The sequence below is a fragment of the Paenibacillus sp. 1182 genome (genome assembly GCF_017833915.1).
In the GTDB taxonomy this organism is placed as follows: domain Bacteria; phylum Bacillota; class Bacilli; order Paenibacillales; family Paenibacillaceae; genus Paenibacillus; species Paenibacillus polymyxa_D.
Map to the genome: position 1 here is coordinate 143407 of NZ_JAFICR010000002.1, position 22367 is coordinate 165773.

The following is a 22367-nucleotide window of genomic DNA, read 5'->3' on the forward strand; positions in this document are numbered from 1 at the left end:
TAATTACCAGAGGTATTCCAACTTCTATAAAGAAATGTAAAGTAACAAATGATTATTCAATTAAATGTCATTTGTTTAATGTGTATGGCAAAAAGGAGAGTGGGGTATGTCATAAGAACAATATGAAACTGATGTATTTTTCATGAGAGGAAGAGTATCACACTACAAAAAAATTACAAAAATTTTACATGGTTGTAGTGTACATTTATTCCAGAAACGCGTAAGGTATATTTATGTAAAAAAAAGAGAGGATGGAAGATGAATGAAATTTAGCTTTAATGGTAAAATAAAAAAAACAATGTTAGTGATCCCTTTGCTTGCAATGACAGTCTTTCCGTGTCTTACGGGTGCGGAAGGCGTTTCGAATCAGGAATTAGCTAAGCCGGCTTCTGTCTCAGATGATACTTATAAGGCCACTGAAATTGGAAAGTATGGTGTTGAGCCCGAATTGCTAGACTCTAAAACTTTTATTGATCCCCATATCACCGGTACTGATAGAGCTATCATTTTAGATGTAATGAAAGACATACCTGCTGAAGAAAGAACCAATGTAGTATACATTCGAGATGATGGAGAGATTTTTGCAAACAAGCCTGAATTATTGAAGCAATGGTCAAATGCAGAGCAAATAGGAGAAAATTTATTTAAAACTAAAGAAGGACAAACTATCGCTGCTCCAAAGCAAACATGCGATCTTACACAATCTTTCTCAACTCAAAATGTTTCATGTGCTCCTTCTGATGGACCATATAGAAAGGTTCAATCAAATACCGGATACTCATGGTATTCTGGATATGTATATCTACCTTCTCAAAATAAAGGGCAAATGCATGATGAGAATAAACCTGGAGGAAATGGTGATACAGCCCACATTTATGCAGGTGGAATTGCAGCAAATGAGGTTGATGCGGGTTTTTTCCATCAGCCTACAAACGATAACTGGGCAATGTTCATAAGACAGAATGGCTATTCATATGGTCCACTCTTTGAATCGGGCCAAAATATATTTTTGAAATTTTATGTTCCATCGTCTGATAAAGTCGCTTTATATGCAGCGGGTTCCATTGTAGGTAGTTCTCAAAAAGATACCACTGTGGTAAGAGATGTTAGGGGTTGGAATACTAGTGGCTATAATCAATCTATTAAACGATCGACAACTATAGCGTCTAAAGTAGGTTCTCCACATTCTGGATCGTTTATTAACGGAGTTCACTGGTACAATTCTTATATTGGCACAAGCTCAACAAATAATTCTCCGTGGACTACATCGTCACAAACTGCAGGATACTGCAATGTACCGAGTTCGCAAGTTACAGCTTCATTTGTTAATCCTGGTGAAGAAACTGTAAATATTAGAGTTCCGTAAATGTTTGCAACAAAAAAAGACTTTGCTTCGTTATATAAACGGAGGGTAAAAAAATGAAACGAAAATATTTTTATAGAACGGCTGTATTATCTCTTGCAGTTCTTGTGAGTGCTATATTTGGAACCTCTTCTTATAACGCTAATGCAGCACCGATTAATCACTCTATTCATGTCAAAGGAACCTCTTTGCTCAAAGTGAATGATTATGATGTTTTGTACTGCACACCGATTGGTCCCTACGTTAATGAAGAAAAACGTCTCATGGTTCCGCTTCGTTCCGTTGCCGAGCTTCTTGGCGCAAAAGTTGATTATAACGGTAAACTTCAGGAAGCAAAAATCAGGTGGAGTTCAAATGAAATTGTGTTTCAAAAGGGAGCAAAAACATATAAACTGAACAATACTCCAGCACAGATGGACACTCAGCCCGAAGTGATTCAGGATGCCTTTGTCATTCCGCTTGGAGTATTGCTGAGAAGTATGGATATCCCGTTTGAGTACAGGAACAACAAAGTGATTTTAAAAAATCCGTCTTTTGACCAAAGCAAGATTTTTCAAAGAGTAATAGAACTGGACCAAGGAAGATTCATTCTTGACAATCCTTCTGCACTGGATATTCAAAATTTCAAGCTTGTGGAAGAGAAAAACTCAGCAGGCGAAACCAGAGGGAGTATTACGGTGAGTGGATTAAATCGGACAGGCTCTACGATTAGAGAAGGGAAAGAAGATTTGCACATCATTGGCTATTTTAATCAAACGGTGGATATGGATGCAGACTTCGCGTCTATAGATCTCCCGGATCGAAAACGTCCAAAAGTTAATCCGGAAGGCAGCGTGTCTCAAAGTCTGTCGTATCTCAAAATAAATGACCCTTTGCAGTATATACTAACTGCCGGAAGAACAATACAAACGAAGAATGAACGAAAATTGTAATTTAAATATAAATGGCATGGGTGCTGAACCTCATCGATCGTTTAATATGGCCATCCAGTGGCCAATAAACAGATCGGCGAGCAGCAGTTATCACGCTGGCTTGAAAGTAGCTCCTATAAAATCTGAAGGCTCCTTAAAATAGGGAGCCTTTTTCATTCTGCTGTCTACAGTAATTTTTTAAGTTGCGAAACACGCCCTTGCGATATACCAAGTTGTTTAGCATATTCTTTTTGGGAGGCGTTTGGATCTGATTCAATAAGCCTTCTAAGCTTATCAACCATTTGCGGTGCGGATTGATACATTCTTTTTTTAGTTTTCGGATAAACATGATTTGCAGCTGCTGGATAGGGAGAAGGTAATTTACTGGAACCTGGATGACTCTTCAGCTCGCGAATGCAGTTTACACACATAAATGAGTCTCTAAAGTAAGTTAAGCCCTCCAATGATCCGCACAGCATGCAAGCAACTCCAATATACTTACGAAGGCAAAGAATACCCGCCTCTTCATCAAGGAAGAATTCAATGGGATCGCCTATCTCGTAATTTAGCACACTCCGCATTTCTTTGGGAATGACAATACGACCTAGCGCATCTAAGGGACGTGTCATACCTGTACTTTTCAATGATTTCACTCCTTTTCACCTCTAATAATAGCAACTAATTCAAGATAATGGTATGAATTTACATAGTTGGGGAGCGTATGCGTATGTGACACCACCCGCAAAGTAGATGTTATTATATGGGGAATCTATTAGTTTTGACATTGGATTTAATTTGGGCGTATTGCTGTGCTCATGTGAGCCGACCAGCGCCGGGAAAATCGCTGGATTTTCCCGGCGCTGGTCCCGTGGTCAGAGACGCAGCCAAATGATTTTTCGACAGCCTGGAAGAGCATCCCTACGGATGCCCTTTTTTATTCATATAGCAGCACATATACCTCGTCATTGTGTCCGTAAAGGTATACCTTTACAAACACTCAAATTTAGTCCGAAAATTTGTTTGTAAAGGTAGCTATTTATAATTACAAACGTTTATAATTAACTTGCCACCTTTTTAAACACTTGGAGGACATTGATTTTGACTTCAGCTTCTTGCAAATGCTCCTTAACCATCTAACATCGAGGATGCGGACATGGTTATCCCGGAGTTCCAAGTGCGGCACGGCTAATCCGGCGCATCCACACATAGTCCCTTAACGTCATTCCTGTAAGAGAATGAAACTGTTTTGTACAGTAGTAAGGGGAGTAGCCTAACTGATTGGACATTCTCAACAACGAAGGTGCCGAAGTAAGATTATTATCAATCCAATCGATCATGAGCTGAACCATTTCGTTCCATTCGTACACGAGGTTTCCCTCCTTTCGACTCCATCTTAACAGCCGGAATGCAGGAATATTTGATTTGAGTTGCATGCACTCTTTTGTATCCATGAAGCTTTAACCAAGGGCTATGTTAGTCCCTGTTATCGTGTTCGCAATAAGTAGGATGACATGAGAAAAGAATCTGACGGATATATTTGTTCAGTTGTAATAAAGTATGTATGATTGGTTTATTACCCTGTTTATGTATATTGTAAGGTGCATGATCGGTTGACGAAAGTAACTTTCACACAAAAAGCCTATCTGCCGTTGTTCCGGCAGATAGGCTTTTATAACATAAACGTCCACTATACTTCATGTTTATATGCAGTCTGTGCCTCTACATTGCAATTGCACTGACCATATACTCCCTATTGTCAGTTATTTCTACGCTGACGGGCGCGGGCCTCGCCGCCTTTGCGGCCTGCTTCTTCCCTGCTCATTTTCCCGTCGCTATCACTTTGGTCTGAATTGCCACGGGCTTCGCCGCCCTTGCGTCCGATTTCTTGATAGAATTCCTTGTCATGGTTTTTGGAAGTGGCTTCGCCGCCTTTTTCACCAATTTCCTGGTAGAAGTCCTTGCCATGACTTTTGGAAGTGGCTTCGCCACCTTTTTCGCCAATCTCCTGATAAAATTCTTTGTCGTGATTTTTAGCAGTAGCTTCTCCACCTAAACGTCCTGCCTCTTCGCGACTCATTTTGCCATTTTGGTTGTTGTTAGCCATGTTCAATCACTCCTCATCGAATTTTAGTAAAGCGGGTACGTGTATCTATTAACCTTTGTGTCAGGAATTAAACATGTCTCTTTTATTTTACGAAATCACAGATAACTGGGGATATTCACCTGATTAGCGTTCCCATGTTTCTGTGTGCAGTTGTTGCTGGCGGTTAAATAATGCCGGATAAATGAACAGGCTGAGCAGCACGCTGGTCAAAATAGCAGAGGTCATGGTGGTAAATACGATGAGCAATTGCAAACGCACGGCGGCAATCGGATTGGCACCTGCGATGATTTGTCCGGTCATCATGCCGGGAAGCTGGACCAGCCCTAACGTTTTTTGCCCTTCAATGGTTGGAATCATACTGGAACGTATGCAATCCTTGAGTATAGGGAAGATGGCTTGTCTAGGCGTGCCGCCTAGCGCCAGAATGAGCATGATTTCAGGCTTGCGTAGCAGGACTTCCGACTTGAGACGGGACACCAGCAGGCTGGATAAAATCATGGAGCTGCCAATGATCATGCCGCTAATCGGAATCATGTACCGTGCTGTCGCCGGAATGATATGCAAGCCAATCAGGAACGCCTGCGTAACGATTTCCACACACAGCAGCGTCAGGAACGATTTCCACATGAGACCGGGGATAAATCGCCCTTTGCGCGCAACATTTTGTGAGGCTACGGTAATCATGAGCAGAATGAATAATACGATAAATCCGTAGCTTTGCATCCCAAAAATCAAATGCAATACATATCCAATCGCCAGCAGTTGAACCGACGCTCTGATCGTGGCGATGATCATGTCTCGGTCCAGACCGAGTTTGAAGGATTTGGACATGACGATAGCGATAAATACAAAACCGAGAGAGAGAATCAAGGCAACAATCGTCATACCCATTCTCCTGCTACAAACCTGCGGGTCTCACTAAGTTGTGGAGCATTAAAAAACGTCTCCGTATCCGCTTGTTCTATCAGTCTTCCGTCGATCATCAGCCATGTTTCGTGGCCTACCCTGCGGGCTTGTTCCATATGATGCGTAATCCAGATCATCGTTGTTCCTTCTTCTTTGTTCATTTGCAGCAGCAATTCCTCAACCTCTTTGACCGAGGCAGGGTCCAGTGCAGAAGTAATCTCATCTAGCAGTAAAATATCCGGGCGGTTCGCGAGTGTCCGCGCCAAGGCCAAGCGCTGTCTTTGTCCGCCGGACAGTTCCTGCGCCTTCTGCTCCAACAGGTCGCGAGTAAGTCCTACGCGTTCCAACAGGCCGGCAGGATCATCCAGCACCGTACCGTGCAGCCGTTCTACGGTTTGGAGATTGTATAGGACCGTTCCCTGAAGCATGGAGGCATCCTGAAAAACCAATGCTACTTTCCGTCTCAGTTCAGGGATCTCCCACTCCGATATAGGTTTGCCGAGGACACGGATGTCCCCTTCATCTGGTGTCATTAGGAGGTTGCACAGTGAAAGCAACGTGCTTTTACCAGACCCCGATGGACCGACCAACGTGGTGATTTTGCCGGGGGAGACTTTTGCTGTAATCCCGTTCAGAACAGCACGTTGCTGTCCAGACCCGGCGAAATATTTGATAATGTGATTGAATTCAATAGCTGGAAATGGATTGAGTTCCATAGATATAGCTAGCTCCTTTGTAGGGGATCGAGAAAGAGATCAGATCCGTTCTATGATCTTATTTTTTATTATATCAGTAATGCCCGCTATGCTCTTCTATAAAGGTTCGATGCAGGTTGGCTGTTGTAAACGGCATTTTCTTTGTATAAACTAACAGGATTAGTTAAAATAGAATCTGGATCGACTCAGTATATGTATAAGGAACCGGATTACATAGAAATTAGATGGAAGGAGGCAGGATGATGTCGCCTAGAAACGGAGTAAAACTGCAAGATATCCTGCGGGCTGCCGAGGACATTGCCAATGAACAAGGGATGGGGGATGTCACGCTCACCACGCTGGCGCAAAAGCTGCACATTCGCCCTCCGTCCTTGTATAACCACGTGAACGGATTGAACGGACTGCGCCAAGTACTGGCATTGCACAGCCTCGAACAGTTGGAGGAAGCTTTGATGAGCGCAGCGGTTGGTAGAGCGGGCGAAGATGCGCTGACCGCTATGGGGAAGGCGTATATGCGGTATGCTCGCGAGCGACCCGGTTTGTATGAAGCGATGCTGTATGCAACTGATCGAAATGATACCGAAATGAGGCAGGCTGCGGATCGCGTGGCCGAGCTGGTCATTGCCGTCCTGTCCAGTGGTTATGGCTTTAAGGAAGAAGATTGCATTCATGCAGCGAGGGGATTCCGTAGCCTGCTTCATGGATTTGCCTCGCTTGAACAAAAGGGCGGGTTTGGTTTGCCTGTGGAGGTGGACTGGAGCATAGAGGTGATGATGGCTACCTTTTTGGCAGGTCTGCGTGTGCAGCAAGAACGAGATGGTGAGCTGACCAAAGAAGTCTGATTTCAACCTGATGCAGCTAACATGATTGCGTCGCAGACCCGAAGGGTAAAATACATCTGTATAATGTAGATGAGAGACTCTGAATACAGGGGGGATATGAGTGAACGTACTGGTGATTGGCGCAAATGGAAAAGTAGGCAGACATCTTGTTCGTCTACTGGGGCAAAATAAATCGCATCGTGTAAAGGCGTTGATTCGCCATTCGGATCAGGCTGAAGCGCTTGAACGTTTGGGAGCAGAAACGGTGGTAGCTGACCTCGAAGGGACGGTTGGTGAAATTGCCGCAGCTATAAAAGGTAGCGATGCTATCGTATTCACGGCAGGCTCCGGTGGAAAAACAGGAGCGGATAAAACGCTGCTCATCGACCTGGATGGAGCAGTCAAGGCGATGGAAGCCGCCGAACAAGCAGGTATCCAACGCTTCGTTATGGTCAGCGCCCTACATGCGGAGAAACGGGAGCAGTGGCCCGAATCCATTAAACCGTATTATGTGGCGAAGCATTACGCTGACCGCCTGTTAGAAGCGAGCAACCTGGACTACACGATTCTTCGTCCGGGTGGCCTGACGGATGATGTGGGCACCGGCAAAGTTGCTACTGGTGAGGATCGCACCAGCCACACCATTTCTCGTGAAGATGTGGCGGCAGCGGTCATAGCAGTGCTGGAGGAACAGCAGACGTATCATCGTTCAATTAATTTGGTGTCTGGCAGTACACCTATTGCTGAGGCAATCCGGCTGTAATTACGGTGAAGTTGTTGGATCCATTTCTTTTGAGAATGTTTCTTCAAAGCTATGCTTTTTCTCGTATAAGTTGTACCAAGTTTCTGCAATGATATCTGGATCTCCTGACATCACGATATCACCATTCCCAAGACTGGGCAAAGGGAGCGTGCAGGAAGATTCGTATCTGAAGTTAATTCTTGTGCTTTGAGAGGCATCCACGGAGGCAGAGTTCCGGGGATGCTTTTTTGCTGTTTTTCTCCGTATGATCGTCCCCGTAGTAGTCCCAAGCTCCAACTCCGGCTGAATAGCAGCAAAAATGTTTGCTTAAAACTAATTATATTAATTATAATACTAATATAATTAGTTTGTGATGAAGACAAGGAGATGAGCTGAAATGCGTATTGTTCAGGTACAGCATCTGTATCAATTGACGTTTATGCCCCGGCTGTTCCCGGTGAACTGTTATTTGGTGGAGGAGAAAGAGGGGCTCACCTTAGTAGATGCCGGATTGCCATACAGTACCCGTGGTATAGAGCAGGCTGCGGCGCGGATCGGGCAGCCGATTATTCGAATTGTACTTACCCATGCCCATGGGGATCATGTGGGTGCGTTGGATAAGCTGAAGGCAAGGTATCCTGACGCGCAAGTATTCATTTCAAGGCGGGACGCACCGCTGCTACAGGGCGATGTATCGTTGGAGGCAGGGGAACCGGATACTCCAATTCGGGGCGATGTACCGAAGCATATCCTTACCCAGCCTGACGTTTTACTGGAGGATGGGGATCATGTAGGTTCGCTGTTGGCGATCAGCGCACCAGGACATACGCCGGGTTCGATGGCATTTTTGGATACTCGTACCCGAGCGTTAATTGCAGGCGACGCCATTCAGACCCGAGGAGGTATAGCGGTATCGGGAAGGCTTAAACCGCTGTTTCCTTTTCCGGCACTGGCTACCTGGAACAAGGAAATTTCGCTGAAAAGCGCCAAAAAGCTGGCGAGTTTCGATCCATCTTTATTAGCTGTCGGTCACGGCAACATGCTGAAGCATCCACAATCTCAGCTGGAAAGGGCGATTATGGAGATGGAACAACAATCTTCAGTGTGATGATTCCGTATTCAGCCAACATTCAGCCAGAACTCACAAAGTCCTAAGCTAAGGCAGATACAATATGGGAAAATAGAAACAGAGAGAGGTGCATCGGATTTGAACGTTTGGAAAGCGAACGGTCTGAAATATATACTTCTATTTAGTCTCATATTGTGTGCTGTCGTTAGTGTCGTTTCGTTATGGAGTTATTCAGGTAGCTCCGCGTCCCAGTCTGCGGCTGTTAGACAGGGCCCATCCGGCGGGTTTGGGGGAGGAGGCGGACCTGGCGGAGGTATGAGGGGGCTGGATTCGGTGAATAGCGCTGACAGCAAGGATCAGGGGACGACAGGCCAAACTACCGACTCCTCCACTGAGGGGACATCAACATCGGGTGACCAAGGTACAATGGCTGGAACGGATACGTCTGCATCGGACAGCAGTGGTGCCGCCAGAGACGGCCAGCACAGAGGCCCCGGAGGCATGTCTGGTAACGGATCTGGCATGGGCGGTCCTGGCGGTGGTGGAAGAAGTGGGAATTCTTCATCTGCTTATGCGACTCCGCTGGCGGTTTTCGCCGCTTTGTTCTTCGGTGCATTCGTGTTTATTACGTACCGTTTTCGGGCTCGTGATTGGAAGCTCGGGGAACGTAATCGAGGACTGATGCTGTGGACTGTGCTGGGTGTGGGTTTCTTTTTAAGAATGACGATCGCCCCATGGATTTCGGGTCACATGGATTTAATGCTATTCCGGAACTGGGCTACGACAGCAGCGGATAGCTTATCGGGCTTTTACACGAACGGATCAAGTGATTATCCGCCGTTCTATATTTATATTTTATATGTGATCGGTCAAATCAGCTCTACGGATGCTTTCAGTCCCTATATGTCCGTACTGCTGCGGCTTCCCAATATATTAGCCGATATTGTGACAGCGTACATGCTGTATCGGTTGGCAAGCAAACGGGTCGGCTTTGGAATAAGCCTGGGATTAGCTATATTTTACGTGTTTAACCCAGCTGTATTTATCAATTCGACCTTCTGGGGGCAGGTAGATTCTTTCTTTACTATGCTGATTGTGGGCATGATTGTGCTGCTTGTGGAAAACCGGGTCGGCTGGTCAGCCGTATTGTTTACGTTAGCCGTATTGATGAAGCCGCAGGGAATTATTTATGGGCCTGTTCTATTCTTTGAGCTGCTGAGACAACGTAAAATACAGCCTTGGCTGTTGTCCATGGGCGGTGCTGTTGTGACGACCATTCTGGTCATATTGCCATTCTCGTGGGGGCAAGAGCCGTTATGGCTGCTTGACCTATACAAGGGAACGGTCGGCGAGTATCCGTATGCTTCGGTGAACGCGTATAATTTCTTTGCACTGATTGGTGGCAATTATACGCAGGACACTACAACGTTGTTCCTGTTCAGTTACCATACGTGGGGTATGATCTGCATTGTGTTGGTGACTCTATTTACGTGGTGGATGTATATCCGCAGTCGCAAACCACAATTTGCAGCGGCAGCTGCATTGGTACTCATTGCAGGTGTATTTACCTTCGCTTCCAGCATGCATGAACGGTACTTGTTCCCTGCGGCGGCGTTAGCTGTACTGGCGTATCTGTATTTGCGAGACCGCAGATTTTTATGGCTTGCAGGTGGATTCAGTCTTACGATTTTCCTGAATACCTTTGATATCTTCTATAGCTCCAATTCTCGGGATCAATACGGTATTATTTTGTGTGTGACATCATTGTTGAATGTGTTGTTGTTTGGGTATTTGGTCAAAGTAGTGTGGGATTGCTCCAAATCGACCACGATTGAGACTGCTCCTTCCACAGACAGAGTTTCGCCAGAAGTTCCCTCAGCGCGGCCTGCATGGGGAGCGTCTTCCCAAGGCGTGAACACGACAATTGATCGTTAGTGGAGTATAAAATACGGTAAAAAACCGCCTTTTAACGAAATGGAAGTGGTTGATAGATCAACTGCAATCCATAAGTTAAAGAAGCGGTTTTTTTGTTGTCCTCATGTTAGAGTAACATTGTATCTATGTGTCTCAATCCATATATTCGTTCAGTTTTTGTACATCGCAGATGGTAATCTCTCGTGTACCCTTGCTATGAATAATCCCCAGCTGTTCAAATTTTCCAAATTTACGGCTGATGGTTTCGCGGGTGACACCCACATAATTAGCCATTTCTTCGCGTGAAAGGGGGAGATTTATTTTAATATTGGAGCCATCCGGCTTGCCGTATTTATGTCCAAGCTCAAGAATCATATAGGCGATACGGATTTCCGGGTCTTTGGTAGCTAGGCTTTGAGCCAGATTCTCGGTATGTGCCAAGCGTTTAGTAATGGTTTTGAGCAGCTTCAAAGAGATATCGGGATTGTTGCGGATCAACTGCTCCATATCATCCTTGGTGAGCATACAAATATCAGTATCTTTTAAGGCATACGCACTAAAGTTACTCAGCTCATCGCTGTTAAATATGTTCAACTCGCCAAAAAAATCGCCAGTTGTTAGAATGTGCAGGATTTGCTCCTTACCCTGAGGCGTCATCTTCAGCAGCTTGACATGCCCGCTTTTAATAATGTACAGCGTATCGGATGCTTGTTCCTCGATAATTAGGGCCTCACCCTTCTGATATTTTCGGTGTCGGATCATGGAGCTGACCTTACACAAATCTTCGCAGGACAAAGAGGAAAAGATAGGTACTTTGCGGGCACAGGGCTCCTTTTCGCACTGGCAGGGGCAGGACATCTCATTCACATTCATTCACTCCATTCATAAACCGGAAACTACAGGTTATAGCGCATGGTTGTTATTCTGTATCATCTATTGGAGAAAAACGGCTTTGATCCTCACCGCAGACCGGACAAACCCAGTCCTCTGGGAGATCCTCAAACGCTGTACCTGGCATTACGTCTTCATCGGGGTCGCCGATTGCAGGATCATAAATATATCCACAGGGTTGACATACATATTTTTTCATCTTTAGTTCTCCTTGTCATTCAAAATTTTTGTAAGCTCTGGTGCGTCCGGTTTGAGTCCCTGCATGATAGCTGTTTTGTAGGGTAGTGAAGCAAGAGCATCCCCAAAGCCAATCACGCCGCAGATAGAGCCGTCTTGTATGAACATACGTGTATAAGAAGCTTGATTTTTAGTAATCAGGCTGGTGTCGCAGACTTGTTCATCTACTAGACCGATGGAAAAGAGAGGGGATTCGTAGCAGTTCGACAGGGTTACAGGGAGGGGACGCTGATAGCTGACGGATGCGCCAGCCATATTGGCGCCTGCTATTTTTCCCTGCTCCATTGCGCTTTCCCACAACCCATCTACTCTACCCTGAAATTCGGCTGCATCACCTGCTGCATAGATATTGGCGGAGCTGGTCTCCATCTGCGCATTCACCAGAATGCCTTGTCCAATATCAAGGCCGATTTGGCGAGCAAGCTCCGTATTAGGTACAATTCCGATAGAGTACACGACATGCTCGCAGGGGATAACAGAGCCGTCCTGTAGTTCCACACCTTCTACGTGATCTGTGCCTTTAATACGCTTTACGCCTTGCCCAAGGTGTACCTGAGTACCCCGTTCGGTTATTCGATCGGTCAAAATAGCGGAGGCCTTTTCATCTAGCTGGCGGGGCATAAGCCGATGCGAAGCTTCCAGTATGGTTACAGAATATCCTGCTTGCTGGAAGGACCAGGCGGTTTCCACGCCTTGAATACCGCCTCCGATGATGCATATCCGGTCTCCCTGTCGCAATTCCGCTTTAAGGCTATCTGCATCTTGTCGAAAACGGATATTGTGAACGTTCCTTAGAGAAGCCCCCTCTAGCACAAGCTTACGGTTGTGAGCTCCTGTACACAGCAGCAGCTTGTCATAAGCAACGGTTTGTCCATTTATGGTTTGGATAGTACGATCCTCAGGATGTATCTCGGTTACCTTGATGCCGGAATATACATGAATTCGTTGATTGGCAAACCATTTTTCCTTTTTGATCAGGATTTTGTCACTGTGCAAATCAGTGAACAGTCCCTTGGAAAGTTTGACTCTGTTGTACGGAAAGGATGCTTCCTCTCCATAAATAGATATTTCAGCCAGCTCATCATGATCTCTAATCGCCTTTGCTGCGTTGACGGCGGCGACACTGCCTCCGATAATAACGTAATGTTGGTTACCCATTCAGTATCTCTCCTATTCGCTATATGCTACTGTGTTTTAAATAACACTAAGCAGTAGATCTGAGACAAATTCAGCGGCATTTTTAATTTTTTTCACTTTTTCAACATCTGTAGGAGAGAAACGAATACGTACCGGGAATTCCACATGGGTCATACCTGTTGATTTGATTACATCTGAAGTACTTTGGACCTTCATATTGGTACCGTTCAAGTAATCCTGCACGACTTCAATAGCTTCCCCGCTCCAACCGTAGGAACCAAAGGCAGCAGCCAGCTTGCCTTCCAGATTCATCTTTTGCATTTGTTGCAATAGGTCTTCCAATTTGCCCGTCATATCAGCATATTTAGTAGAGCTACCGACGAAAACAGCATCCGCTGAGGCAATACTATTCAATATTTCCGTTTCATCGGCTTTATCCACATCCCATAGCTCCACCTTGATTTGGTTCTCCAAAAAGCAATCTTTCAGAATGTTTGCCATTTTTTTAGTGTTATTTTTTAGGGTGGCATAAACAATCGCTACTTTTTTATCCTCCTTGGTTTCGGTACTCATAGAGGCGTACAAATCGATAAACTTGGCAATATCATGCCGGATTGCGAAGCCGTGGGAAGGTGCAATCATCTCAATATCCAGATCGGCAACAGCTTCGATTAATGTGCGCACATATCTGCGATGTGGATGAATAATAGCCTGATAGTATCCGACAAAGTCCTCGGTGATATCAAAACCAGCCTCGTCGGCAAATAGATGCTCTACAGCCACGTGTGTACTGAAAATATCGCAAGGGAACAAGATTTTATCTTCTATGCAGTACGTAATCATGGTTTCTTCCGTATGCAGGTAAGGTGTTTCTTTGAACAGCAGCGTTTTGCCTCCAATGTCCAGTTGATCTCCATCCTTGATGACGAGGAAGTTGCGATGCTGAAGCTTGTACATTTGTTGAATTTCCGGAACGGCAATCTCAGTGCAGACGATCGTAGCGTTTGTTGCCTTGGAGGCGAGTGCCGCCAATCCACCCGAGTGATCTGGTTCCGTGTGATTGACGATAATATATTGAATATCCAATGGATCGATCAATTCGGCAACAGCCTCTGCAAATTCTCTACCGAACGCCATATCTACGGTATCTACAATGGTCGGTTTTCCGGTTTTCAATAGATATGCATTATAGGTTGTGCCCTTAGATAGTAGAAGACGATGAAAGGGAACCTCACGATTATCAATTTTTCCTACCCAATAAATATCCTTTGCCAGTTGGAATCCTGGTTTCATAGGAACAACCTCCTGCTTGTTTTTGTTTGTCTAACACAATTCGATTCTAGTTGGATGTGTCGATGAAAAAGATGATTGAAATCAAATTTTTAAATATTTCAAAAGTATTTTTGACTTTAGGATTTTGCAAAATTCGATTCCAGTCGCCCCAAAGTACAATATATAGACGAACTAGACCATTTCGATCTATATATTTTGTTCATTGAAAGTCGCTTATTGGATTTTTGCAAAATCCTCCTTAAATTTAGTTTTGTGATTGCAATCACAAGGCGAGCGAAATAATCCAATACAATAAAGGTATAAATCCATCTTAAGCAATTTAATTCCAAACAGGAGCGTGAACCAATATGAAAAAATCAAACCTCATTCAATTTCAGGAATATAAGGAAGCAGCCTTTACAAAACGAATTGTGCATAAGGAAGCCGACAATGTAATTTTTATTCTCAACTTTACTCCTAATGCCGAGCTGCCAACACATAATCACCCGGGAGCGAATGTATATTTGCTTGTTCTTGAAGGCAGCGGTACTGTAACTGTGAACGGCGAAGCAACGGAAGTTGTCCAAGGGGATATCATTCATGTTACAGGCGATGAACACTTTTCCTATCGTGGCGGTTCAGAGACGAATTCCAGTCTGCATGTAGTGTTGACCCAAACGCCAAGTGAAAGCTATGCACAAAACATATAAAAGAGAACATAGCAGCAAGATGCTCATATAAAAAAAAGAAAATGGTTATTTTTTTTACACTCGTATTGATAATGAATATCATTATCAAATTTTGAGAAGAGGTGTTAATGGCCAATGCAGACAGTAGATTACAATCAGGTGCCAGGGCACTGGGTATTAGCAAGTCTCGGTAAGCGCGTGCTTAGGCCCGGAGGGTTAAAAACGACACGTTGGATGATAGAGGGACTTGACGTAACCGGGCAGGATGAGGTCATTGAGTTTGCCCCCGGATTGGGTATAACTGCCCAAATCACACTACAGCTTAATCCCCGCCGTTATATTGCGATTGAACAGAATGAGAAGGCGGCCTCTATCGTAAAAACGTATGCAAGCGGAGCAAACCGGGAAGTCATTATTGCCGATGCTGAACAAGTTCCGTTGCCGGATGCCTCTGCGACGGTGGTATATGGGGAAGCCATGCTGACGATGCACACAAGGGCCAAGAAAGCGCAGATTATTTCGGAAGCCAGGCGGCTTTTGAAAGTAGGCGGGAAGTTTGCTATCCATGAGATGTGCCTTGCTCCTAGCCATATTGAGCCTGCGCTCAGAAAGCAAATTTACAAGGACTTGGCTGTAGCCATGCGAGTTAACGCGACACCGTTGACGGTGTCAGAGTGGGAACAGTTGCTGAAAGAGGAAGGCTTTAAGGTCGTTAAAATCTATACGGTTCCCATGCACTTATTGCATCTGCCACGTATCATTCAGGACGAGGGCTGGTTGAGACTTGGAAAAATCACCTTTAACCTTATGCGTAACCATGCTGCCCGGACAAGGGTTATGGGTATGCGCAAGCAGTTTGTAAAGTACGCCGACCATCTGCAAGCGGTCAGTATCATCGCTGAGCGATAGCCTGAATTCACGAATAAGAGAATAATAAAGCTTTTTACGCAATAGCAAAAAAAGGAGACGACCCCCCATTCAGGGATTCGTCTCCTTTTTGTATATTTGCTGCTTGGCTTGGCTGCTGGTGTGCGCATGCTTTGCACCCCTCTATTTGTCATATCATAGGTGTGGTGAAAATTTCCAATCCCTGATGTTTTTACATTATCATAGTGACTAAGATCGTTGGAATAGTTAACTAAAATAATAAAATAGGCGTACATCAAAAGGAGGAAGCGTGTTATGAAGCTGCATCGAGCCATTGTGGTAGATGATGAAACCTTTACTCGTAAAGGGCTGCTTCAACTCATGGATTGGCAAGCCTGTGGTTTTGAAATCGTAGGAGAAGCTGATAACGGTGAGGATGCGCTGGAGCTAATCAGCCGTATTCACCCGGACCTGGTCATTACCGATATTCGTATGCCTGTGCTCGACGGATTAGAGCTGATTCGATCTGTGCTCGAACAGAGTACAGAACATCCCGCGTTTATTATCTTAAGCGGCTATAGTGATTTCGCTTATGCGCAGCAGGCAATCCGCTATGGGGTTCATGATTTTATGCTTAAGCCGATTGATGAGGGTGACTTTTCGGCTACATTGCGCAAGCTGAGTGAGAGACTGCATCGTGAACAACAGAATGCGCAACGATATCAGAATCACCATGCAGGTGGGTTGTTAGAGACTGTGATGATGAACCCAGTGGATGATGTAGTGGTGACACAGTGGGAGCAGCAACTACGGCTTGAGGAGGCCACTTCTATGTACTATGTACTCGTCGAGCTGAATGACCAACATCCCTGGCGCTCTGGTGACAATAATATTATGCTATCGCTTTTCCAATTCAGGGAGCTTATAGAGCAAGCACTTCATCGTTTAATGGATGGCAAGTACCCTCTCTATGTCCATGAGCATCGCAACCGAATTGGTCTTATCGTACCGGACTTCTTTTTGAACTATTTTCAAGGCAAGGTCGAAGTCTTTATGAAAGCGCTACAACAGGAGATAGAGGGGATGAAGTCACTAAAAGACCAGCTGGGAAGTCGGGTTTTCATTTATGCAGGAAAGCCTGTGAATCGGTTGCAGGATATCCAGCAGTCCTATGCCTGTGCGAAGGAGGCAGTGCTCCATAAATACATTTATGACCATAGCGGTATTGTTGTATATCTACAGGAGGGAATGCCACCACTCCACTATAAGACCATACATCAGGACGTACTGGATCGCATGACGGAACAAGTCGAGGAACTGCGGTTGGAGGAGCTGCGTGTGGCCGTGGATAATTTATTTAGCAGCTTTCGGGAGGAGTGTTATGCACCTGAGGCTGTGAAAATGAGTTTGCATCAATGCGTACTTAGTATCGTTCGGGTCATTCAAAACATGCAGGGAGATGAGCGCTCACTTCGGTCACTAGAACCGATGATGAACTGGCAGGACATGAACCTGTCCCTGGGTGAACTACAGCGATTGTTTACAGCTTTTGCAGAGGAAAGTGGAAGGTATATTGGGGTTCTGCGCAAGGATTGTCAGCAGGGAGGCATCCAGCACATCCGTGCTTACATTGAGCAGCATGCCGCCGAGAATATAAGCCTGAAAAGTATTGCGGCTCGCTTTTACATGAACCCGGTGTACCTCGGTCAATTGTTCAGAAAAACGTATGGTGTGTACTTTAACGAATTCTTGCTGAAATTGCGCGTTCAGGAGGCAAAACGTTTGTTGCGGCAGACGGATCTGCGGATTTATGAAATTGCGGAGCGCGTGGGCTTTGGCAGTTCAGACTATTTTGTTACCCAGTTTGAAAAGACGGCGCACGCCACGCCTAGTGAATACCGCAACAGCCTGAGTATTGGCGACGAGCCAGAGAGGGCCGGCGAATGAAGATGCTGAGGACGACTCTTGATCATGTGCGATTGCGGGATAAAATGCTGCTGCTTTATTTTCTGTGTGTTTTCGCGCCTGTAGTGTTGACCAATCTGGTTTTTTACCATGTTACCTCACAAAATGTGAAAGAACAGCGTATTCAGGATATTTCGCGTGCACTGGAACAGATTAAAATTGAATTTTACCGTGAATTTGAAGATGCGATGGAAATCTCGTCTATCTTTTATACCGATCATCAGCTCAATGAGGTGTTGGAACAAACATATCCCCACCCTGCTGATTATATTGCTGCCTATGACTCTTATTTACGTCGTATCTTGAACAATAATTACAGTCCTGTATACCATTCCGTAGGTGGAATTACGATCTACACCGATAATTCAACGCTGCTGGATTCCGGGGGAGTCAGTTTTATAGATGAGAGGGTCAGAAGCTTGCCCTGGTATACCAAAATCCCGCCTGGACGCCAGTCCAAGCCTATATTTGTACGTACCGATGACAGTACAGGCGAACAGCTGCACCCTTTCAGCCTGATTCGGCGGATGAACTACTTTTATTCCCAAAATGGTCGTGAAAAAATACTGAAAATAGAACTGCGAATGTCGTCCATTCGTGAGATTTTCAACAACCTGAATTTGCAGGGAAGTCTCTTTCTGCTGAACGAACGAGGGGAAATCGAATATACAACGGATCCCAAAGTTGCTATAAACCACAAAAGTGTGGCCTATAGCACCCTCAAGCTGCCCGAGGACACGATGGAGTTCAAGACGAATTATGTGCTTACGAGCAATCTGAACGGCTGGAGCATTGTGGCAGCGGTATCCAGAGATGAAATGCTGTATGAAATGCAGGAATCCCGCAACTTTGTGCTCTGGTTAACCTGTGTAAATATGCTGTTACCTACATTAATTATTATCTGGATTACACGTTCGCTGAACGTGAGGATTCATCGTATTTTAAAGCACATGAAAAAGGTGAAAAACCAGCATTTTGAGCTGATTCCCGGTACAGAGTCGCGAGATGAAATCGGGCAATTAACAGGTGAGTTTAACCGGATGACGCTGAAAATAAAGCGACTGATTAACGATGTGTATATGGCTGATATTCAACGAAAAAATCTGGAAATTCAGCGCAGACATGCCCAGTTGAATGCACTTCACAGCCAGATCAACCCCCATTTCCTGTTCAATGCGCTGGAGACGATTCGCATGAGGAGCTTGATGAAGCATGAGGATGAGACAGCGCACATTATTCATAACATGGCACGGATATTCCGCAATTCGCTGGTGTGGAACAAGGATCGGGTTACTTTGCGGGAGGAGCTGGAGCTGATCCGTTGTTTTCTGGAAATCCAGCAATATCGCTTTGGTGAGCGAATACAGTACGAAGTGCAGGCGCGCTCTGAAGACTTGGACAATCTGCTTCCCAAAATGGTCGCGCTGACACTGGTTGAAAATGCAAGTATCCACGGCATTGAGCCGCTAAAGCATGGGGGACGCATTGAGATTCATTTTGAGCATGAGGAAGGACAACTGATTCTAACGGTTCGAGATGATGGGGTGGGCATATCTGAGGAACAGGTACAACGTTTATATGGTTACATGCAAAGGCAGGAAGAAATGGGTGAGCGTATAGGTCTGCAAAATGTCATCTATCGTCTTAAACTTTACTACGGGAGCCGCTTTGAGCTTGCCATACGCAGTGCCCCCGGCGTGGGTACGGAGATACGAATTAGGATTCCTGCGGATCGGGAGTGAGGTGGAGAGCGGTACCTATTTTGCTTTGAAGGACCTTTACCTATAGTTTCCTAAGTAACACCTTTAGATTGGCAGGTGAACGAAATGGACGGCATTTTATAAAATGAAAGTGCTTACAATTTAGGGCGTGCGGGATTCCCAGTGCTTGCGGTACGTCCGCACGATATTCACACACAATCGACAAAAGAGGGCGAAAGGGGAAGGTCTGGCATGACAAGCAAAAGGTTCGGAATCATCGGTCTGGTAATGGTTATGATGGCATCTATGATCACTGCTTGCTCAGGGAGCTCGGGCAAGGAGCCAGCGTCAGGAGATAGCAAGGAGAAAGTCACATTCACGTATTTTAATGCCACTGCGGGCAGGGACATTAATACCAATGAAACGCGGATCGGCAAGATCCTGGAGGATCAGACGGGGGTAAACTGGAAGCTGGAGCATTTGGTGGGTGATTCCAATACGAAGATCGGTACATTTATTGCCAGTAACGATTTCCCGGATGTGATAGTACCGGATGGCACGATCGATAAGCTGCTGGATGCCGGGGCTTTTATTCCCCTGAATGATTTGATCGACAAATACGGACCGAATATTAAGCGTGTATATGGACCGTACTACAACTTGATGAAGGCGGAGGATGGGAACATTTATTTTCTTCCGCTCAGTGCGGTGGTAGGCGATTATTTACCTGCGCCTAACTTGGAGCAAGGAGCCTTTTGGGTGCAACGCAGGGTATTAAAAGAAGCGGGATTTCCAAAAATCAAAACACTTGACGAGTATTTAGCCCTGATTCGTAACTATGCGAAAAAACATGCAGATGAGGGCTTGACTGGGTACCTGGCGTTAACCACGCAGGATAGGTTTTATGCTCTTACGAACGCGCCGATGCATCTGGCAGGCTATCCGAATGATGGCGGCACGATTATTGATATGAAGACACACCGGGCCACGGATTATGGAGATATGGAAATCACAAAGCGGTATCTGAAAGAGCTAAATCAGCTCAATGTAGAGGGCCTATTTGATAAATCGTCCTTTGTGGACAATTACGATCAATATTTGGCGAAGCTGACTTCGGGTAAGGTGCTGGGCTTTTTTGACTATCGCTGGCAGGCGGGGCAGGCCCTGAATAATCTGCAAGAGGCTGCCAAGCAATCGGGCAATGATGATATGGAGTATATAGGGCTGCCTATTGTATACGACCAGAATATAAAGGATCAGTACATTGATCCGTCGTCATTCGTTAATAACCGAGGCATAGGAATTACGGTCAGTGCCAAGGACCCGGTACGTATCATCAAATTTTTTGACAACCTGCTGACGGACGAAAACCAGATATTATCCAACTGGGGAATCAAGGGGGAAACCTATGATGTAGATAAAAAAGGACGCTTTTACCGGACTGAGGAGCAAATTAAGCAGACTGGTCAGGACGCGTTCCGCGAATCATTCGGGTTCAAATATTTTGAATATAGTTGGCCGCGATACGGTAGCGGTTCTACCCTGCCTGACGGTAACTCGGTTGGCCCCGGACGGCAGCCTGAGGTTGCGCGTATGTCCTACACCGAGGGAGATAAAAAGCTACTAAAAGTCTATGGTGTAGAGTCCTTCTCGCAAATGTTTTCCGCACCTGACGAGCGCCCATGGTATCCGGCCTGGAGTATTCCGATTGCTCAAGGCTCAACTGCGCAGCTCTTCCAGCAAAAGAAGGGGGACCTACAGCGCAAATATTTCCCGCGTTTGGTGCTGTCTGCACCGGAACAGTTTGATGCGATTTGGAATGAATACACTACTGAATTCAACAAGCTGGATGTAAAGGCGTATGAGGAGTTGATCACGAAGGAGGTTGCCAAAAAAATCGAAAATCCCGGTAAAAAATAAAGGAGGAAGCAGCTATGGGCCACTCGTCACCACCACCTGTCACGATCTCCCCGGATCATTTTCCGCCCTCGCGGCGAACCGGCTTTAGGGGATTTATGCACAAGCTGAATCAGCAACGGGCACTAGTATGGATGTCCGTCCCTTTTTTAATCTGGCTGTTCATCTTCAAGTATTTGCCCATCTGGGGCTGGACGATTGCCTTTCAGGATTTTAAGCCTGCCCGCAAGTTGCTCGATCAGCAATGGGTTGGATTAAAGCATTTCCATTTTCTGTTTCAGGATGAACACTTTCTGCGGGTCATGCGCAATACGCTGGCGATGAGCTTTATTAATTTGGTGTTGGGCTTTGTCACCGCTATAACACTAGCAATTTTGCTGAATGAGCTTCGTCAGCTCGTATTTAAGCGGGTGGTACAGACGATCAGCTATCTACCGCATTTTATTTCGTGGGTGGTCGCGGCCAGCATCATTAGTACGGCGCTATCTGCGGATGGCGGCATCATCAATGAGGTGCTGATGTGGCTGGGATTGATTAAGGAGCCTATTCTGTGGCTGGGCGAAGGAAGCTATTTCTGGGGCATTCTCGGTGCATCGGAGGTATGGAAAAATGTCGGCTGGAATACCATCATTTATTTGGCCGCGATGACGATGATTGATCCCTCGCAGTATGAAGCGGCTGAGATGGATGGAGCAGGGCGTTTTCAGCGGATTTGGCATGTGACATTACCCGGATTGAAGCCTGTATTTATCATCCTGCTCATTATGAACATCGGCAATCTGCTGGAATCCGGCTTTGAGCCGCAATACTTACTGGGCAACGGTATGAACGTGGATTACTCGGAGAATCTGGATATTTTTGTGCTGAAATATGGTATCCAGATGGGTAATTTCTCGCTTTCCATTGCTGCCGGGATGTTCAAAACGGTGGTCAGCTTCATCTTACTGTTTAGCGCCAATCATATTGCGAAGCGGTTAGGGGAGGAGAGATTGTTCTAAAAAAAGAGTGAGTTTCTGGGGAGGGCTCGTTGTCGCTTCGCGTGCGGATTGTTCTTCCGATCGCTGTTATCCCCGTATTTTCTTATTGGAATAAAGATCATAGGTTAAAATCCGGGGATAAAGGCGAACGCTCCGCTTCTTCAGAACA

20 protein-coding genes and 1 pseudogene are annotated in these 22367 nt (G+C 45.5%); 12 read left to right on the forward strand and 9 right to left on the reverse strand.

The window, feature by feature from the left end:
• Nucleotides 1–262: 262 nt before the first annotated feature.
• A complete protein-coding gene (locus tag JOD82_RS03660; RefSeq protein WP_209947627.1) occupies nt 263–1366 on the forward strand; it encodes a hypothetical protein in 1104 nt (367 codons plus the stop codon).
• Nucleotides 1367–1419: 53 nt separating this feature from the next.
• Complete coding sequence (locus tag JOD82_RS03665; RefSeq protein WP_209947629.1) at nt 1420–2295, forward strand: copper amine oxidase N-terminal domain-containing protein; 876 nt, start codon at nt 1420–1422, stop codon at nt 2293–2295.
• Nucleotides 2296–2459: 164 nt separating this feature from the next.
• On the opposite strand, the gene JOD82_RS03670 is transcribed toward JOD82_RS03665, so the two are convergent.
• From JOD82_RS03670 to JOD82_RS03690, 5 genes and pseudogenes are all read right to left on the reverse strand, one after another.
• Entirely contained in the window at nt 2460–2918 is a 459-nt protein-coding gene (locus JOD82_RS03670) for an AbrB/MazE/SpoVT family DNA-binding domain-containing protein (protein ID WP_209947631.1), read from the reverse strand.
• A 491-nt stretch (nt 2919–3409) separates the two neighbouring features.
• Nucleotides 3410–3641: pseudogene (locus tag JOD82_RS03675) on the reverse strand (AraC family transcriptional regulator); the annotation flags it as partial.
• A 389-nt stretch (nt 3642–4030) separates the two neighbouring features.
• Complete coding sequence (locus JOD82_RS03680) at nt 4031–4378, reverse strand: KGG domain-containing protein (protein WP_209947633.1); 348 nt, start codon at nt 4376–4378, stop codon at nt 4031–4033.
• A 123-nt stretch (nt 4379–4501) separates the two neighbouring features.
• Nucleotides 4502–5263 (reverse strand): ABC transporter permease, encoded by a 762-nt coding sequence (locus tag JOD82_RS03685; protein WP_209947634.1) that lies wholly within the window; start codon nt 5261–5263, stop codon nt 4502–4504.
• Nucleotides 5260–6000, reverse strand: coding sequence for an ABC transporter ATP-binding protein (locus JOD82_RS03690; RefSeq protein ID WP_209947636.1), 741 nt, complete (start codon nt 5998–6000; stop codon nt 5260–5262). The genes JOD82_RS03685 and JOD82_RS03690 overlap by 4 nt, the downstream gene beginning before the upstream one ends.
• A gap of 242 nt (nt 6001–6242) precedes the next feature.
• On the opposite strand from JOD82_RS03690, the gene JOD82_RS03695 reads away from it, so the two are divergent.
• The 4 genes from JOD82_RS03695 to JOD82_RS03710 all read left to right on the forward strand — a co-directional run bounded on the left by JOD82_RS03695 (nt 6243) and on the right by JOD82_RS03710 (nt 10567).
• Nucleotides 6243–6842 carry a TetR/AcrR family transcriptional regulator gene (locus JOD82_RS03695; protein WP_209947638.1) on the forward strand — a complete coding sequence of 200 codons (600 nt, stop codon included), beginning with the start codon at nt 6243–6245 and terminating at the stop codon, nt 6840–6842.
• A gap of 100 nt (nt 6843–6942) precedes the next feature.
• On the forward strand, nt 6943–7584 hold the full coding sequence (locus tag JOD82_RS03700; RefSeq protein ID WP_209947640.1) for an SDR family oxidoreductase: 642 nt from the start codon (nt 6943–6945) through the stop codon (nt 7582–7584).
• Nucleotides 7585–7960: 376 nt separating this feature from the next.
• Nucleotides 7961–8671, forward strand: a complete 711-nt coding sequence (locus JOD82_RS03705) for an MBL fold metallo-hydrolase (protein ID WP_209947642.1) — start codon at nt 7961–7963, stop codon at nt 8669–8671.
• A 99-nt stretch (nt 8672–8770) separates the two neighbouring features.
• Nucleotides 8771–10567, forward strand: coding sequence for a glycosyltransferase 87 family protein (locus tag JOD82_RS03710; protein ID WP_209947644.1), 1797 nt, complete (start codon nt 8771–8773; stop codon nt 10565–10567).
• 132 nt (nt 10568–10699) lie between these two features.
• On the opposite strand, the gene JOD82_RS03715 is transcribed toward JOD82_RS03710, so the two are convergent.
• The 4 genes from JOD82_RS03715 to JOD82_RS03730 all read right to left on the reverse strand — a co-directional run bounded on the left by JOD82_RS03715 (nt 10700) and on the right by JOD82_RS03730 (nt 14104).
• The gene (locus tag JOD82_RS03715) at nt 10700–11404 is read right to left on the reverse strand and encodes a Crp/Fnr family transcriptional regulator (RefSeq protein ID WP_029518719.1); all 705 of its coding nucleotides are present in this window, start codon (nt 11402–11404) and stop codon (nt 10700–10702) included.
• Between the two features lie 61 nt (nt 11405–11465).
• A complete protein-coding gene (rd, locus tag JOD82_RS03720) occupies nt 11466–11636 on the reverse strand; it encodes a rubredoxin (protein WP_209947646.1) in 171 nt (56 codons plus the stop codon).
• 2 nt (nt 11637–11638) lie between these two features.
• A complete protein-coding gene (locus JOD82_RS03725; RefSeq protein ID WP_165145776.1) occupies nt 11639–12832 on the reverse strand; it encodes an NAD(P)/FAD-dependent oxidoreductase in 1194 nt (397 codons plus the stop codon).
• Between the two features lie 36 nt (nt 12833–12868).
• Entirely contained in the window at nt 12869–14104 is a 1236-nt protein-coding gene (locus tag JOD82_RS03730) for an FprA family A-type flavoprotein (protein WP_039271834.1), read from the reverse strand.
• Between the two features lie 347 nt (nt 14105–14451).
• Here JOD82_RS03730 and JOD82_RS03735 point away from each other — a divergent pair, with 347 nt between their 5' ends.
• From JOD82_RS03735 to JOD82_RS03760, 6 genes are all read left to right on the forward strand, one after another.
• Nucleotides 14452–14793, forward strand: coding sequence for a cupin domain-containing protein (locus tag JOD82_RS03735; protein ID WP_069012219.1), 342 nt, complete (start codon nt 14452–14454; stop codon nt 14791–14793).
• A 114-nt stretch (nt 14794–14907) separates the two neighbouring features.
• Nucleotides 14908–15681 (forward strand): class I SAM-dependent methyltransferase, encoded by a 774-nt coding sequence (locus tag JOD82_RS03740; RefSeq protein ID WP_029518715.1) that lies wholly within the window; start codon nt 14908–14910, stop codon nt 15679–15681.
• A 273-nt stretch (nt 15682–15954) separates the two neighbouring features.
• Nucleotides 15955–17586: a response regulator gene (locus JOD82_RS03745; protein WP_029518714.1), complete on the forward strand. Its 1632-nt coding sequence runs from the start codon at nt 15955–15957 to the stop codon at nt 17584–17586.
• Complete coding sequence (locus tag JOD82_RS03750) at nt 17583–19346, forward strand: sensor histidine kinase (RefSeq protein ID WP_209947647.1); 1764 nt, start codon at nt 17583–17585, stop codon at nt 19344–19346. Before JOD82_RS03745 ends, JOD82_RS03750 begins: the two co-directional genes overlap by 4 nt.
• 210 nt (nt 19347–19556) lie before the next feature.
• Nucleotides 19557–21224: an ABC transporter substrate-binding protein gene (locus tag JOD82_RS03755; protein ID WP_029518712.1), complete on the forward strand. Its 1668-nt coding sequence runs from the start codon at nt 19557–19559 to the stop codon at nt 21222–21224.
• Between the two features lie 14 nt (nt 21225–21238).
• Nucleotides 21239–22219, forward strand: a complete 981-nt coding sequence (locus JOD82_RS03760; RefSeq protein WP_029518711.1) for an ABC transporter permease — start codon at nt 21239–21241, stop codon at nt 22217–22219.
• Nucleotides 22220–22367 lie beyond the last annotated feature (148 nt).

Excerpts from the sequence above, each read along its gene's own strand:
- JOD82_RS03660 (WP_209947627.1), top strand. The coding sequence starts at position 263 with ATGAAATTTAGCTTTAATGGTAAAATAAAAAAAACAATGTTAGTGATC.
- JOD82_RS03665 (WP_209947629.1), top strand. The coding sequence starts at position 1,420 with ATGAAACGAAAATATTTTTATAGAACGGCTGTATTATCTCTTGCAGTT.
- JOD82_RS03680 (WP_209947633.1), bottom strand. The coding sequence starts at position 4,378 with ATGGCTAACAACAACCAAAATGGCAAAATGAGTCGCGAAGAGGCAGGA.
- JOD82_RS03685 (WP_209947634.1), bottom strand. The coding sequence starts at position 5,263 with ATGACGATTGTTGCCTTGATTCTCTCTCTCGGTTTTGTATTTATCGCT.
- JOD82_RS03690 (WP_209947636.1), bottom strand. The coding sequence starts at position 6,000 with ATGGAACTCAATCCATTTCCAGCTATTGAATTCAATCACATTATCAAA.
- JOD82_RS03695 (WP_209947638.1), top strand. The coding sequence starts at position 6,243 with ATGTCGCCTAGAAACGGAGTAAAACTGCAAGATATCCTGCGGGCTGCC.
- JOD82_RS03705 (WP_209947642.1), top strand. The coding sequence starts at position 7,961 with ATGCGTATTGTTCAGGTACAGCATCTGTATCAATTGACGTTTATGCCC.
- JOD82_RS03715 (WP_029518719.1), bottom strand. The coding sequence starts at position 11,404 with ATGTCCTGCCCCTGCCAGTGCGAAAAGGAGCCCTGTGCCCGCAAAGTA.
- rd (WP_209947646.1), bottom strand. The coding sequence starts at position 11,636 with ATGAAAAAATATGTATGTCAACCCTGTGGATATATTTATGATCCTGCA.
- JOD82_RS03725 (WP_165145776.1), bottom strand. The coding sequence starts at position 12,832 with ATGGGTAACCAACATTACGTTATTATCGGAGGCAGTGTCGCCGCCGTC.
- JOD82_RS03730 (WP_039271834.1), bottom strand. The coding sequence starts at position 14,104 with ATGAAACCAGGATTCCAACTGGCAAAGGATATTTATTGGGTAGGAAAA.
- JOD82_RS03735 (WP_069012219.1), top strand. The coding sequence starts at position 14,452 with ATGAAAAAATCAAACCTCATTCAATTTCAGGAATATAAGGAAGCAGCC.
- JOD82_RS03740 (WP_029518715.1), top strand. The coding sequence starts at position 14,908 with ATGCAGACAGTAGATTACAATCAGGTGCCAGGGCACTGGGTATTAGCA.
- JOD82_RS03745 (WP_029518714.1), top strand. The coding sequence starts at position 15,955 with ATGAAGCTGCATCGAGCCATTGTGGTAGATGATGAAACCTTTACTCGT.
- JOD82_RS03750 (WP_209947647.1), top strand. The coding sequence starts at position 17,583 with ATGAAGATGCTGAGGACGACTCTTGATCATGTGCGATTGCGGGATAAA.
- JOD82_RS03755 (WP_029518712.1), top strand. The coding sequence starts at position 19,557 with ATGACAAGCAAAAGGTTCGGAATCATCGGTCTGGTAATGGTTATGATG.
- JOD82_RS03760 (WP_029518711.1), top strand. The coding sequence starts at position 21,239 with ATGGGCCACTCGTCACCACCACCTGTCACGATCTCCCCGGATCATTTT.